At 66.5% G+C, this 14,370-nt stretch carries 14 protein-coding genes; 2 read left to right on the forward strand and 12 right to left on the reverse strand.

The window, feature by feature from the left end:
* Positions 1-5: 5 nt before the first annotated feature.
* Positions 6-2,738 carry a DNA gyrase subunit A gene (gene gyrA, locus H556_RS0103175; RefSeq protein WP_155802429.1) on the reverse strand — a complete coding sequence of 911 codons (2,733 nt, stop codon included), beginning with the start codon at positions 2,736-2,738 and terminating at the stop codon, positions 6-8.
* A gap of 156 nt (positions 2,739-2,894) precedes the next feature.
* On the opposite strand from gyrA, the gene H556_RS0103180 reads away from it, so the two are divergent.
* A complete protein-coding gene (locus tag H556_RS0103180) occupies positions 2,895-3,506 on the forward strand; it encodes a superoxide dismutase family protein (protein WP_024353071.1) in 612 nt (203 codons plus the stop codon).
* A 6-nt stretch (positions 3,507-3,512) separates the two neighbouring features.
* On the opposite strand, the gene H556_RS0103185 is transcribed toward H556_RS0103180, so the two are convergent.
* Positions 3,513-4,472: a DMT family transporter gene (locus tag H556_RS0103185; protein WP_051130203.1), complete on the reverse strand. Its 960-nt coding sequence runs from the start codon at positions 4,470-4,472 to the stop codon at positions 3,513-3,515.
* Between the two features lie 62 nt (positions 4,473-4,534).
* Between H556_RS0103185 and H556_RS0103190 the strand changes: the two genes are divergently transcribed.
* Positions 4,535-5,101, forward strand: coding sequence for a nucleoside 2-deoxyribosyltransferase domain-containing protein (locus tag H556_RS0103190; protein ID WP_024353073.1), 567 nt, complete (start codon positions 4,535-4,537; stop codon positions 5,099-5,101).
* On the opposite strand, the gene H556_RS0103195 is transcribed toward H556_RS0103190, so the two are convergent.
* The 10 genes from H556_RS0103195 to H556_RS0103240 all read right to left on the reverse strand — a co-directional run bounded on the left by H556_RS0103195 (position 5,098) and on the right by H556_RS0103240 (position 14,325).
* Complete coding sequence (locus tag H556_RS0103195; RefSeq protein ID WP_024353074.1) at positions 5,098-5,565, reverse strand: DUF2269 family protein; 468 nt, start codon at positions 5,563-5,565, stop codon at positions 5,098-5,100. The two genes, H556_RS0103190 and H556_RS0103195, sit on opposite strands and share 4 nt — an antisense overlap.
* Complete coding sequence (locus H556_RS0103200; protein WP_024353075.1) at positions 5,565-6,866, reverse strand: SDR family oxidoreductase; 1,302 nt, start codon at positions 6,864-6,866, stop codon at positions 5,565-5,567. The genes H556_RS0103195 and H556_RS0103200 overlap by 1 nt, the downstream gene beginning before the upstream one ends.
* 4 nt (positions 6,867-6,870) lie before the next feature.
* Positions 6,871-7,320: a thiol-disulfide oxidoreductase DCC family protein gene (locus H556_RS0103205; RefSeq protein WP_024353076.1), complete on the reverse strand. Its 450-nt coding sequence runs from the start codon at positions 7,318-7,320 to the stop codon at positions 6,871-6,873.
* Positions 7,321-7,342: 22 nt separating this feature from the next.
* Positions 7,343-7,837 (reverse strand): single-stranded DNA-binding protein, encoded by a 495-nt coding sequence (gene ssb / locus H556_RS0103210; RefSeq protein ID WP_024353077.1) that lies wholly within the window; start codon positions 7,835-7,837, stop codon positions 7,343-7,345.
* A gap of 91 nt (positions 7,838-7,928) precedes the next feature.
* Positions 7,929-8,351 (reverse strand): hypothetical protein, encoded by a 423-nt coding sequence (locus tag H556_RS0103215; protein ID WP_024353078.1) that lies wholly within the window; start codon positions 8,349-8,351, stop codon positions 7,929-7,931.
* Positions 8,352-8,353: 2 nt separating this feature from the next.
* Positions 8,354-9,022 carry a hypothetical protein gene (locus H556_RS0103220; protein ID WP_024353079.1) on the reverse strand — a complete coding sequence of 223 codons (669 nt, stop codon included), beginning with the start codon at positions 9,020-9,022 and terminating at the stop codon, positions 8,354-8,356.
* Between the two features lie 81 nt (positions 9,023-9,103).
* Positions 9,104-11,815 carry an NHL repeat-containing protein gene (locus tag H556_RS0103225; protein ID WP_169469160.1) on the reverse strand — a complete coding sequence of 904 codons (2,712 nt, stop codon included), beginning with the start codon at positions 11,813-11,815 and terminating at the stop codon, positions 9,104-9,106.
* Between the two features lie 249 nt (positions 11,816-12,064).
* Positions 12,065-12,964 (reverse strand): flagellin N-terminal helical domain-containing protein, encoded by a 900-nt coding sequence (locus H556_RS0103230; RefSeq protein WP_024353081.1) that lies wholly within the window; start codon positions 12,962-12,964, stop codon positions 12,065-12,067.
* Positions 12,965-13,108: 144 nt separating this feature from the next.
* Entirely contained in the window at positions 13,109-13,390 is a 282-nt protein-coding gene (locus H556_RS0103235; RefSeq protein ID WP_024353082.1) for a flagellar protein FlaG, read from the reverse strand.
* Between the two features lie 92 nt (positions 13,391-13,482).
* The gene (locus tag H556_RS0103240) at positions 13,483-14,325 is read right to left on the reverse strand and encodes a flagellin (RefSeq protein ID WP_024353083.1); all 843 of its coding nucleotides are present in this window, start codon (positions 14,323-14,325) and stop codon (positions 13,483-13,485) included.
* Between the last annotated feature and the right edge of the window lie 45 nt (positions 14,326-14,370).

Genomic DNA, 14,370 nt, shown 5'->3' on the forward strand with positions numbered 1-14,370 from the left:
CAGGATCAGGCCTCGCCGCCCTCGACCGCCGGGGCGTCGCCCTCTTCATCATCGCCGCCGGAATCGGCCAGACGTTCGACCGAGACGACCTTCTCGTCCTTGCCGGTGCGGAAGATGGTCACGCCCTGGCTGGAGCGGCCGACGATGCGGACCTGTCCGACCGGAGTGCGGATCATCTGGCCGCCGTCGGTGACCAGCATCAGATCGTCCGACTCCTCGACCGGGAAGGCGGCGGCCAGACGCGTGCCTGCACGACCGCCCAGGCCGTGGGCCGTCAGCCCCTGCCCGCCACGACCCGTGCGACGATACTCATAGGCCGAGGACCGCTTGCCGAAACCGGTTTCCGTGACCGTCAGGATGAACTGCTCGGCCGCGCCCAGTTCGGCGATGCGCTCCACGGACAGGGCGGCCTCACCCGCATCCTCTTCGTCCGCCTCGACCGTGACGCCTTCGTCCTCTGCATCGGCGCCGGACAGCGCCTTGCGCATGGCGTTGGCGTGTTTGACGTAGGCGGCGCGTTCCTCCGGCGTCGCATCGACGCGACCGAGGATCGCCATCGAGATGACCGTGTCGCCGTCCTGCAGGCGGATGCCCCGCACGCCGGTGGAATCGCGGCCCTTGAACACGCGCACATCGTCGGCCTTGAAGCGGATGGCCCGGCCCAGCGCGGTCGTCAGCAGCACGTCGTCCTCGGCCGTGCACAGGCCGACCCCGACCATGCCGTCGCCGTCTTCCAGCTTCATGGCGATCTTGCCCGCGCGGTTCACTGTGGCGAAGTCGCTCAGCTTGTTGCGGCGCACGTCGCCCGACCTGGTGGCGAACATGATGTCGTAGTCGCCCCAGGTCGCCTCATCCTCGGGCAGCGGCAGCACGTTCATGATACTGTCGCCCGGCTCGATCGGCAGCAGGTTGACGAAGGCCTTGCCGCGTGACTGCGGATTGCCCAGCGGCAGGCGCCAGGTCTTCAGCTTATAGGCCTTGCCGTTGGTGGCGAAGAACAGCACCGGCGTGTGGGTCGAGGCGCTGAACACGCCGGTGATGGCGTCCTCGTCCTTCATCGACATGCCGCTGCGACCCTTGCCGCCGCGATGCTGGGTCCGATAGGCGTTCAGCGCCACGCGCTTGACGTAGCCGCCGTGGGTGACGGTCACGACCATGTCCTCGCGCGGGATCAGGTCTTCGTCCTCCATCTCGGCGTCGCCTTCGCCGATGAGGGTGCGGCGGTCCACGCCGAACTGCTCCCTGACCAGCAGCAGGTCGTCGCGGATGATGGCCAGGACGTTCTTGCGGTCCGACAGGATGGTCAGATGGCCCTGAATGGTATCGGCCAGGCTGCGCGCCTCGCCGAAGATGTCGTCGCGGCCCAGACCGGTCAGACGCGACAGGGTCAGGGCCAGGATGGCGCGGGCCTGCTCGTCGGTCAGACTGATCTTATCGCCTTCGACCAGCACGGTGCGCGGATCGGCGATCAGCTCGACCAGGGCCATCATGTCCCCGACCGGCCAGGCCTTGGCCTGCAGCCGCTCGCGCGCCTCGGCCGGGTCGGCCGAGCTGCGGATGATGTGAATGACCTCGTCGATATTGGCGACGGCGACGGCCAGACCGACCAGGACGTGGCCCCGATCCCGAGCCTTGGCCAGCTCGAACTTGACGCGGCGGACCACCACTTCCTCGCGGAACTCGAGGAAGGCTTCCAGCAGGGCGCGCAGGCCCATCTGCTCGGGTCGCCCGTGGTTCAGCGCCAGCATGTTGACGCCGAACGAAGATTGCAGCGCCGTATAGCGATACAGCTGGTTCAGGATCACATCGCCCGATGCGTCGCGCTTCAGCTCGATGACGATGCGCATCCCGGCGCGGTCCGACTCGTCGCGGACGTCCGCGATGCCCTCCAGACGCTTCTCGCGCACCATTTCGGCGATGCGCTCGATCAGGGTCTGCTTGTTCACCTGGAAGGGCAGCTCTGTGATGATGATGGCGTCGCGATCCTTGCGAATCTCTTCGACCGAGGCCTTGCCGCGCACGATGACCGAGCCGCGCCCGTCGCGCAGGGCGTTGCGCGGGGCCGTACGGCCCATGATCTCGCCGCCGGTGGGGAAGTCAGGACCCGGCACGATGTCCAGCAGGGCGTCGTCCGAAACGTTCGGATCGTCCAGCAGGGCGACCGAGGCGTCGATCACTTCGCGCAGGTTGTGCGGCGGGATGTTGGTCGCCATGCCGACGGCGATGCCGCCCGCGCCGTTGACCAGCAGGTTCGGAATCCGCGCCGGCAGGACGACAGGCTCAAGTTCCTTCTCGTCATAGTTCGGCTGGAAATCGACCGTGTCCTTCTCGATGTCGGTCAGCAGGGCCACGGCGGCCGGGGCCATCCTGGCCTCGGTGTAACGCATGGAGGCCGGCATATCGCCGTCGACCGAGCCGAAGTTGCCCTGGCCGTCGACCAGCATCAGACCCATGGAGAAGTCCTGGGCCATGCGGACCAGGGCCATGTAGACAGAGGCGTCGCCGTGCGGGTGGAAGCGGCCCAGCACGTCGCCGACCACGCGGGCGCACTTCGAGTACGACCGCTCGGGCGTCATGTTCAGGTCGTGCATCGAGTACAGGATGCGGCGATGCACAGGCTTCAGACCGTCGCGCGCGTCCGGCAGAGCGCGGCTGACGATCACGCTCATGGCGTAGTCGAGGTAGGAGCGCTTCAGCTCATCCTCGATGGTGATGGTCGAAATATCGCCCGGCGCCATCGGGGCGGCGTTTTGGTAACTGTCGTCGGTCAAGGAAATCAGGCTTTAAATGGCCGGAATCGGAACGTGATCCGCTGTTCCGGTTTCTATCATCCGGGGGCCGTGGTGGCAAAGAAACGCCGCTGAAATCCCCATGCCGAAAAGGACAGGAAAGCCATGCGTTTAGCCGCTTCGAAACTGATCGCTCCCAGCGCCCTCGCCGTGGTGCTCGTCGCCGGGGCCGCCTGCAGCCAGAACCCGGCGACGCCGCCGGCTTCAGAGGCCTCGCCGGCAGCCCCGGCCGAGGCCGCCGAGCGTGCTGCGCCGGGCCAGACGGCGCAGGTCGCCATCATCAACGGCCAGGGCGCCGAAACGGGCAAGGCGACCCTGACTCAGGGAGCCACAGGCCTGCTGATCAAGGTCGAGGCCACGGGCCTGACGCCCGGCTGGCATGGCATCCACATCCACGCCACGGGCCAGTGCGAGGCTCCCTTCACCTCGGCCGGCGCCCATATCAATCACGGCGATCCGAAGTCGCCGCACGGCCTGCTGAACGCCGACGGGCCTGACGACGGCGACCTGCCCAACGTCTTCGCCGACGCGAAGGGCGCCGTGAACGCCGAAGTCTTCACCACCCGCGCCCGTCTGGCGGACGCCGGTCCGGGTCAGTGGCTGCTGGACGACGACGGCTCGGCCCTGGTGATCCACGCCAACGCCGACGACCACTCCAGCCAGCCGATCGGCGGCGCGGGCGACCGCGTGGCCTGCGCCGTCATCAAGGCGCAGTAAGCAGACCTAAACCTTGGCGGGGGCGCCGGCGCGAAGGCCGCGCTCCCCCAGGGCCACCGTCACCACGCCCAGCAGAGCGATGGCGACACCCGTCAGGATCTGCGGCGTCAGCACGTCGCCCATGAACAGGCCGCCGATCATGATCGACACCAGGGGCGAGCCCAGCAGATAGGGCGTCACCCGCCCGGCCTCGCGCCGCTGGACCAGCCAGAACATCAGGCTGGTGGCGAACACGGACGAAATCACCCCCGCCCAGATCAGCGTGCCCCATACCAGCGGCGTCGCGGCCTTGGCCGCTTCCCACTGCCCGTTCTCGAACAGGGCCGACCCCAGGGTCAGCACCGGAAATGCCATCAGGGCCAGCAGGCCCTGCATCTTCAAGGGCGGGATCGAGGTCGTCCGGCGCGCGATCACTGTCGTCAACGCCCAGGCCGATGCGCCCAGCGCGCCCACCAGAATGGCCTTCCAGTCGTTCAGGGCGTGGGGGTCCAGCGTCATCCACGCCACGCCTGCAAAGGCGATGACCAGGCCGACGGCGGCCATTCTCGAAATCCGCTCTCCCAGCATCAGGAAGGCGAACAGGGACGTCAGGGGAATCCACAACTGGGTGGCGATGGTCACCGGGCTGACGTCATGAGCCAGCCAGAAGGCCAGGTAGATCAGCCCATAGTGGATCGGGCCGCCCACCACGGCGATGATCAGCAGGCTTTTCCAGTTCGGGAACGGCGGCCGCACGAACCAGACCAGACAGGCGGCGGCGATGGCGAAGCGCAAGGCGCCCGTCATCAGCGGCGGAAGCATCTCGGTGGCGACCTTGGCGGCGGCGTTGTTCACGCCCCAGATGACCAGAACGGCCACGATGGCGGCGATTTCAAGCGGCGTCAGCGCGTGCGGGGAGGAGGAGGAGGAGCTGGACACGCCTCCATGCTTGCCACAAGGCGCGACGTTTTGCCTCTCACGAAGCATGACCACAGGTTACCCTGCCGCACGTCATGCCCCACGACCGCGAACCGGCTATAGAAACCGCTATGAAGATCCCTGCCCTGTTGTCCGCCCTCGCCGTCCTGACCGTCTGCATCAGCGCTGCGCCTGTGAGCGCCGAGCCGACCGTCGTGGTTTCGCCTCAGCCCCTGCCCATCGACAACGACCGTCCGCGCGTCTTCCTGGGCGGCAGCATCGACATGGGCGGCGCGCCCGACTGGCAGGGGGCGCTGACGCAGGCCTTGTCCGACATGGACGTCACCGTACTGAATCCTCGCCGCCCCGACTGGAACCCCGCCTGGCGGCCCGAAGCGGACGAGCCTGAATTCCTGCGTCAGGTCGAATGGGAGCTGGCCGCGCTGGAAAGCGCCGACGTCATCGTCATGTATTTCGCGCCTGGCACGCAAAGCCCGATCAGCCTGCTGGAAATGGGCCTGCACGCGCGCGGCGGAAAGCTGATCGTGCTGGCTCCCGAAGGGTTCTGGCGCAAGGGCAATGTCGACATCACCGCCCGCGCCTATGGGGTGCGTCAGGTGCAGAGCATGGACGAACTGACCGCCGCCGTCCGCCAGTCCCTGACCGAAGCCGCCGAGAAAGGACGCTTCGCGCGCTAGAAAACCGGCTTGGCCACCATCAGCCAATAGATGCCGATCACGCCCGCAAAGGCGGGCCAGCCCAGGATGAACCAGCCCCAGAACAGACGATAATAGGCGGCAGGCAGAGCCTCGCCCGCGTCCGCGGCCGTCTGCGCCAGGCGCGCCATCTTCATCTGCATCCACACCACCGGCAGCCAGCAGACGCCGATCAGCACATAAAGCGCGTAGGCCGCCAGCAGCCACGGCTCGGTCAGGCCGTATCCCTGCAGGTGGATCAGGCCCAGCCCGCTGAGCGGCTGAACCACCACGGCGCTTGCGGTGAAGACGAAGTCGGCCAGCACGACGATCTTGCCCACCGAAGCAATGGTCGCAACGTTGCGGCTCATGTGGGCGCACAGCATGAAGAAGGCGATGCCCGCTCCCGTGCCGAACAGCACCGCGCCCGACAGAATGTGGATGACCTTCAAGGTCAGGTACAGCATCAGCGCCTCGCGTCCGTCGCCGCCACGAACAGGCACAGGGCCATCATCGGCAGCACCTTGAGCCACGGCCCCAGCGGGTCGATCCAGTAGTGCGGCAGGCTGAGCGTCCCGGCGATCAGATAGCCGACCGTGGCCAGGCACATCAGGATCGCCACGCGCGCCGTCCACGGCCGCACGAACAGCGCCAGCCCCAGCACCACGTCCAGCAGCGCGCCCCACCAGGCGATCGCCCCGGCCCAGCGACCGAAGCCGCCTTCATGAAGGATGGCGATCGCCCCGCTCCAGCCCGGCCCAAAGCTGATCAGGCCGGTGATCAGCCAGAACAGGCCCAGCGTCAGGATGGAAATCGGCCGTACGAACCACAGCCGTGCGTGCCACACGTCCTGAACCGATGCAGGCGTTTCGGCCAGGAAACGGCGAAAACCCCGCGCCTTGACGCCCAGACACTCGGCCCAACCATTGTCGACGCCTGACACGTCGTGATCCATCTGGCGCATCGCCGTGGTGCGAATCGGCGAGGACCAGCCCAGCCGTCCCAGCAAGTCGCCGATCATCAGCGCAGGCCCAGCCAGAACGCGCGGAACCCGCACGACCGGCGCAGGTGAAAGACCCAGCCAGCCGCGATACAGACCGACCGTCTCGATCATGCTGACCGCCTCCGGCCCCGGCATATCGAACGTCTCATGCACCGGCGCGCCGGGTTTCAGCGCCGCGACGACCGCCTCGCCCAGATCGGACAGGACGATAGGACGGAACAGTTGATCTCCGCCCACCACCGGGCTGAACAGCGGAAATGCCGCCAGCGCCCGGATCAGGCCGGTTCCGCCGAACGCCGCCCGATCGACCACCAGCGACGGGCGCAGGATCAGCCAATCCAGATCGGCGGCGCGGACCAGCCGCTCGGTTTCGGCCTTGGTGCGCGCGTAGGCCGTGCCCGCGGCATCATCGGCGCCCACGGCGGAAATATGGATCAGGCGACGCACGCCCGCGCGCTTACAGGCCTCAATGAGCACGCGCGGCCCTTCGACATGGGCCAGCGTCGTGTTGTCGCCCGCACCATCCTGCAACACGCCGACACAGTTCACCACAGCGTCGACGCCGTCCAGCAGCGGGGCCCAGGCTTCGGGCGTCTTCAGCTGTGCGAAATCCGCCTTGATCCAATCAAACGTCGGCGCTCGGCGCGCAGCCTCATCGGGCCTACGCGCCCCGGCTCGGACCCTCCAGCCCGCAACCGACAGAGCCGCCGCCAGGTGCGATCCGATGAAGCCGTTGGCTCCCAGAACCAGAACGCATGCCGTCATGATCTCACCCCAGAACCCGATCGGTCATGTCTACGCCTTCAGGCGGCATGGCGCACCAGGCCTCACCAGGAAAGCGCCGCCTATGCCGCGCGACCCAGCCATAAAGCCCATCCCGTACGGGCCGAGGGATCAACCGCCCCGCCGTCGCCAGTCGATAGGGAAACGGCATGGACGCCGCCAGATGCAGCACGCCGTCAGAACGGCCGACGGCGCGACCGTCTTCGATCACCAGCATGGTCGAGGGGTCATCCGGCGAGAGGCCGTAATGTCGCAACAGGGCCCGTCCCAACTCCGACTGTGTCGGCGCCAGACGGAAGCGGGCCCCATGCTTCAGCAGCGTTCGTGCGGAATGGGAGCACAGGGCGCAATCGCCATCGAACAGGACCAATGGCCGATCGTCCGGAAAGGACGGCACGGCCGGGTCATCGCGATAGCTATAGGCCCCCTGCCCCACGCCGCGCCCTTTCGCGCCGGGCTTAGAACGGAATGTCGTCGTTCAGGTCGTAGCTTTCCTTCGGACCCGAGGGCTTGTTGGCGCCGCCGGTCGAGAAGCCCGAGGAATAGTCGTCGTCGCGACCGCCGCCGTAGCCGCCGCGATCACCGCCACCCTGGCTGTCGCCACGGCCGCCCAGCATGGTCAGCTGGCCGTTGAAGCGCTGGATGACGATCTCGCTCGTGTATTTCTCGACGCCCTGCTGATCAGTCCATTTGCGGGTCTGCAGCGAACCTTCGATGTAAACGGTCGAGCCCTTCTTCAGATAGTTCTCGACCACCTTGACGATGTTGTCGTTGAAGATGACCACCGAGTGCCACTCGGTCTTTTCCTTGCGCTCGCCGGTCGACTTGTCGCGCCAGGTCTCCGAGGTGGCGATGCGCAGGTTGGCGACGCGGTCGCCGTTGTTCAGCGAACGGATTTCCGGATCGCGGCCCAGATTGCCGATGAGGATGACCTTGTTGACGCTGCCCGCCATGACGAATGTCCTTTTATGTTCTTGCGCCGAGTCCTAGCGGATTTCGACGAGATGTTCCAGTTTTGTTCACGCCCAATTCCGGGCGCTGAAATCAGTTCGGAGCGACCGCGACCGGGCTTCCGTCGATCTGTCGCTGAATCGCGCCGGGAATGGCCAGGCGGCCGTCCCCGGTGCGCGCCAGGGCGAAGAACCGGGGGCCGTCCAGGCTCTTGCCGAACTTGACCCCAGCGCGGTCGATGAAGATGAACTGCCCCTGATAGGCGCCGACCATCTCGGTCTTGCTGCCGCCCAGACGCAGGAATTTCAGACGCATCTCTTCCAGTCGCGCGGCGCAGAACTCGATCTGCGGCTGATCGCGGGCGACGACGTTGAAGCGCACGCCCCCGCCCTCGGCGTCCTGTCCCATATGGTAGCAGACGCCCGTCCCGCCCGGCGCCTCCGCCTTCTTGGCGCAGGCGCTCAGAGCCGCAGACGCCGCGACAATCGCCAGCAGGGTGATCGAAGCGCGGCTCATGCTCACAGCTCCGGGAACTGACATTGGCGGTCCTGCTGGGCCAGGGTGCGGAAACGGTTGTTGTCGGTCGACTGCTCCACGCGGCGCGGGACCAGACGCAGGGTCGTGTCGCCCCACCGCCCGTAACGCGCCTCGCCCGGCGCGACGCAGGTTCCCGAATAGAGAGCCTGAACACAGGCCGCCAGGCTCATATTGCCCGACACCTGGCGCCATTCCGAACCCGTGTGACGCAGGCAGGCCGTGCCCGAGGTAGAAGGCGCCGCGCGCGTCTCCTCGGCGGCGCCCGGCTGGCCCGCAGGGGCGATCTCGACGGCCGGGGTCGAAGGCAGTTCCGGCGGCGGCGCGAAGGAGGCCGTCGGCGCCGCGACCAGCGAGCCGGAAGCGTCCAGCCCCACATCCAGGGCGCTGGTGGCCACGCCGTTGCGCTTGGCGCAGTCGGCCAGGGTGGCCAAGCCGACGAACTGGCCGTCCACGAAGCAGCGCAGTTCGCGGGTCGGCTCCAGCGTCGGGGCCTCGGCCACGTCGATGGTCAGTCCGCCCTTGGACGCAGGCGGCGGCTCAGATGGCGCGCCCTTGCCTCCGCTGAAGACCAGGGCGGCGGCCACGGCGCCGACGACGGCCAGACCCGCGCCGACGATCAGAACCGTACGATTGTCTTTCGAAAGGGCCATGCAGCTCTCAACGCGCCAAAGAAGGCCCCACTAACCCCGAGCGCCCCACAGCCGTCAACCGAAAGCGCCCTCAACCCCGGCTTAGCCTGTGAGTCTCGCCAGAGCAGCCTGATAGTTGGCCAGCTGCGCCTGCAGATAGGCCGGAGCCTGGCCTGTCACCTTGGGCTTGTCGCTTGCGGGGTCCAGGGCGCGATAGGCGTCGCGCATGGCCTTGATCGCCAGTTGCACCTGATCCCGCGACTTGGCGATGGCCTCTGCGCTGGACAGGTTCAGCAAGGGCGACAGGTCGATCCCGAAGGTCTTGGTCTTGTCCTGCGTCTTGCCGATGAAGCCGGGCGTCAGGCCCAGTCCCGCCAGGGCGTCCCGCCCCGCCTCGCCCGGCGTCAGAACAGCTCCGGCCCTCCCGTCGGCGCTGGTGATGGAAAGGCGTTGGACCCCGCCGCTGGTCACCCGTGCGTCGCCGTCCATGCCGGTCACATAGTCGCGGTCGGTCTTGATCGTGACCTTCAGATAACGCCCCGACGCCATTTCGATCTTGCGCGCCAGCGACTGCAGCGTGTCCTTGGCGTCGATCGTCACGGCCGTCTTCCGGCCGGTCAAAGGGTTCTGCACATAAAACCGGTCGCCCGCTCGGACGGCCGTCGCATCCACCAGGGTCTTGGACTGGCTCTGGCTGATCTCGCCCTGCGGCAGGCCCAACCGATCCAGCACGCTGGCGCCGCCCGAAGACACGGTCAGGGCCAGGGGCTTGGCCTGGCCGTCAGCCGCCGTCCATGTCTGGCTCCACTCTACCTGCCCCGTCTGCACGTCCAGTCGCGCCAGATAGCCGCGCGAGGGGTCTTCGGCCTTGGCCCCGACGGCGCGGTCCGACACGCCGGTCAGCCAGACCTTGCCGTCGTGCACCTTGACGTCGGCGGCGGTGTCGTCGCCCGCCCCGCCGTAATAGGTCACCCGATCCGCGCCCGAGGCGGCCAGGTCCGTGGACAGGACAGCGACAAAGGCGTCCTGACCTCCGGCATGAGCATTGGCGACCTGGCCCGCATTCAGGGCGCCGTTGCCGGTCGCGCCCGAGATAATCAGTCGCCCGTCCGCCACCGCAAGGCCAGCGATCTCGCCGCCCGAAGAGGAGCCCAGATTGCGCACGCTCAGAAGCTCGGGCGCGCCCGTCGCGCCGATACGGAAATGACGCACGACAAAGGCGCCGTTCTCGACGCCCGCCGTGTAGAGATTGTCGCCGTCGACGACCATGGCCTGGACGTTGTCGTCGCCGGCCGTGCCGAACTGGGTCGCACCTGTCGCCGTCGCCGTGATCGGCGCCAGACTGTGGATCTGACTTTCGCTGAAGGCCTGAACATAGCCGTCCCAGCCGCCCACGGCCAAGGTCCCCGGCATGGCCGACTTGGCCCGCCCCGCCACATAGACCCGCCCGTCGGCGCCGAAGGAGACGGCGGTCGCTTCATCCTCGGCCTTGGCGCCGCGCCTCTGGGTCCACTGTTCGCGCCCCTGAGCGTCGAAGACGGTGACGAAACTGTCGGCCGTCGTGGCGGAGGCGCCTGCCTCGCCGGGCACAAGAGCGCCGATCACCGATCCGGCCACGGCCACCCGCCCGTCCGCATCCACGGCGATGGCGTAGCCGCTGGCCTTGGACGCCGCGCCCAAAGCGCGACTGACGACCACATTGCCCGCCGAATCCAGCTTCATCAGAACGACGTCGCCCTGCCCCTTGATCGGCTGGGTCGAGGCGCCGGCGCTGACATCGGCCACAATCCACATCGAACCGTCCGGCCCGGCCGCGCTGGCCCGCACCGTCTCGACGCCGTCCGGCAGGGACGAGACGCCGCTGCGGCCCTCGACCCAGAACCCGCCGCCGGAGCCCGCCACCGGATTGCCGTCCGGGTCGAACTTCAGCACCTCATGGGCGCCCTTGCTGCCTGCGCCCTGTACGACCTGAATCGAATCCCGCGCCTCGGCGGGGGTGAAGCTGATCGTCTCCAGCGAGACGCCGGCGACCGTCAGCCCCCAGCGCGCCGGCCCGGCCGGAAGGGTGATGGTCTTGTCGCCCGCCTTGACCGTGCGCGGCTCGGCCTCAATCGTCTGCCGATGGATGCGGGTCTGCACGCCCGCCTCTTCCAGCTTGCCGTTGATGTGCTGCACCACCGCATCCATCGTACGCGGCGTCGCCCCCATCTCAGCCAGGTCGATATCGACCGTCTGGCTTCCGGTCGTGGTCTTCACCGTGATGCCGAAACGCACATCGCCTTGGAAAGCCGCGACCTCGTCGGTCAGGGCGCCGTCGTGAATCGGGCCGGTCAGATATTTGGGATTGTCGCGCGGCACCGCCGCTGTCGACTGGCTCTGCGAGGCCGAGACGCCCTGAACCACGCGCACGCCTTCGAACTGAGCGGAATTCAGGAAATCCATCACCTCCGTCATGCCGGAAGCGAACCGTCGAGACAGTTGCTCGGATTCCATACGGGTGACCCCGCGTTCGCCCGCGCGGTTCGTCAGGGCCTCAAGCATGGTCAGCCCCTGATACAGGGCGAAAATCTTGCGGTAGTCGCTTGAGGAGACGCCCTTGACGTCAAGAACGGCATTGTCCTCGTTGACGAGCTTTCGCCCGCTCAAGGCCGTACGCAGAAGGTCCGACTGGCTGGGCTTTTCCTTGCCGCTCAAGGTCCACGGCGCGGTCGGTTGCGTCTTCGGCTTGGGCGCGGACTGCGCGGACGACGAGGCGCCCGCTCCTCCGGCGAGACCGTAAAGGCCCAGCAGATAGCTGTTGTTGATCACCGCCACGAAAGCCTCCGCAGGCCAGCTTGCCGCAGGCACGGTAACGAATTGTTTAACCCCCGCACGCAACCGCCCCGCGTCAGCCGCAGTTCACTCTTGTCTGCAGCCTGATGTGGAGATGTTCATGTCGCGCGTACGCTGGCTTTTAGTGCGGCTGATGAGCCTTTACGGCCTGATGCCCCGCCCCGCGCCGCGCCGCCGGCGCCCGCCCGTCACTCTGGGCTATGGGCCGACCCGGCGAATGGGTTAGCGGCTTCAGCCCTTGAACAGCGACAGGATGATCTGCGGCGCCTGGTTGGCGATCGACAGAGCCTGAGCGCCGAGTTGCTGCTGCACCTGCAAGGCCTGCAGACGTGCGCTTTCACGCGCCATGTCCGCGTCCACCAGATTGCCGACGCCGACTTCCAGCGAATCCATCAGCTTGGTGACGAACAGGGTGTGCTTCTCGATCTGCTTGGACTGAGCGCCCAGTTCAGCGAGCTTGCCGCTGGCGCCGGTCAAAGCGGTTTCAACCAGAGCCAGCGCAGCCTCAGCGTCCGCCTGCGTTAGCAGCTCAGGCATAACGTCCGGGTCCGTCGGCGCAGCGCCCGCGACAGCTAGACCAAGCCCGCGCAACGACAGGTCCTGCCGGTTCATGGTGATGGTTTCGGACGCATCCGCATTCGCCAGGAAGTTCAGCGGCGTCAGAACCCCCGGAGGCGTTGCCGAGTAATCAGGCCGCACCCCGCCGACCTTGCCGTTCAGGATATTCTCGCCATCGAATGAGGCGTTATCCGCAAACGACTGCAAGGACTTCAGCAGCGACTGAAACTCATCGTTGTAAGCCTTGCGCGTCGCATCCGACGCCGACGGATCGGCCGCCGCAGTGGCTTTCTGACGAAGTTCGACGAGGATATCTGAAATCTGCTGACCGGCCGCCAGGGCCACATCGGCGACCGAGGTCGCCCGGTTCAGGCTGGTCTTGACCGATTCAAGCGCGTTCATGTCGGCGCGCTGGTTCTGGGCGATGGCCCAGGTGGCGGCGTTGTCCTTGGCGCCCTGGACCTTCAGCCCGGTGTTCACCCGGCTCTGGGTCGCCGCCAACTTGGAGTTGGTGGCGTTCAGATTCTGAAGCGCGATAAGCGCCGACGCATTGGTGATTACGCTGTTGGTCATGGCCGTTCTCGCCTCAGATCCGATTCTGGCGAGTAGTAATGACGCTGATTCCTGAGCGTATGGTTAACAGCGCCGCAACGCCTGTTAACGCCGCCCGGCGCCGCCGAGGGGCGTCAAGCCGCCTTCCGTCGCCCAGACCGCCGCTCAGATCTCGGTCTTGATGATCTTGCCCACGTCATAGGCCGGGCTCTGACGCAGCTTCAGGACTTCTTCACGAGGGAACTGGCGAACCACCTCCCCGGTAACCCGATCCAGGGTCTTATAGACGTAGCCGGTCGACTCGCGCTCGATCGTCAATCGGTAACGACCTGCGTCGTCGCTATCTTTCTGCGCGCCCTGCACAGGTTGCTGCGCCTCGATAGCGCCGCCCTGCGGCTCGCGATCGAGGTAGGTTACGCTGGACACTCCCGCGACATTGTCAGCCATATCCTTTCGCGCGGACGCGCCGCGCCTCCCGTATCGAACGACACGAGAAAGGGGCGAACCTTGCGGCCCGCCCCCTTCCTAATCGCGTCGGATTAGCGGAACAGGCCCAGCAGGATCGAGCTGGACTGGTTCGCAATCGACAGCGCCTGCACGCCCAGCTGCTGCTTGGTCTGCAGAGCCGTCAGGCGAGCGCTTTCCTTGGCCAGGTCGGCGTCGACCAGGTTGCCGATGCCAGCTTCAAGAGCGTCCTGGAGCTTGCTGGTAAAGGTCAGCTGACGATCCAGAGACTTCGACTTGGTGCCGAAGTCGGCCAGAGTAGCCGTGAAGCTCTTGATAGCATCTTCCACGGCGGCAACCGTTCGCGTCCCCGCCGCAAGGCCGAGACTGGTGGCATCGGTTGCATCCGCAGCGATTGCCTTCAGCTCGAATTTGCTCGTGGTCGAGTTGGTGATTTCGATCTCGGCAGTGTTGGCGGCAAAGAGATTCACGCCGTCAAAGTTAGCGCCGCCCAACGCATCGCCGATTTCCTTAACGATCGCGTCAAAATCAGCCTCCAACGCCAAGCGGGTCGCGTTAGCCTCTCCGGCCGTATCCGGATCGGTTGGGTCATAATCATCCCCGTGCGCTGGCGCGTCAGCTATAGCCACGGCCAGGCTTTTCAACTCCGTCAGAGCAGCCGTAACCGTGTCACCCGCCGCCATGGCGACATCGACGATCGATTGACCGCGCTGGATGGATTGCTTGACCGCGTCCAGAGCGCCCATTTCAGCACGCTGGTTGGTGGCGATAGCGAAAATCGCCCCGTTGTCTTTGGCGTTCGCAACCTTGAAGCCGGTGTTGATGCGATTTTGGGCAGTTTCAAGCGACTTGTTGGTCGCGTTCAGGTTTTGCAGCGCAACGAGGGCGCCAACGTTCGTGTTGATGCTGTTAGCCATTTTGGCTGTCCTTTGTCTTCAGACGATGTCCGACGCCATTTTGGC

The organism is Brevundimonas naejangsanensis DSM 23858 (genome assembly GCF_000421705.1).
GTDB classification, from domain to species: Bacteria; Pseudomonadota; Alphaproteobacteria; order Caulobacterales; family Caulobacteraceae; genus Brevundimonas; species Brevundimonas naejangsanensis.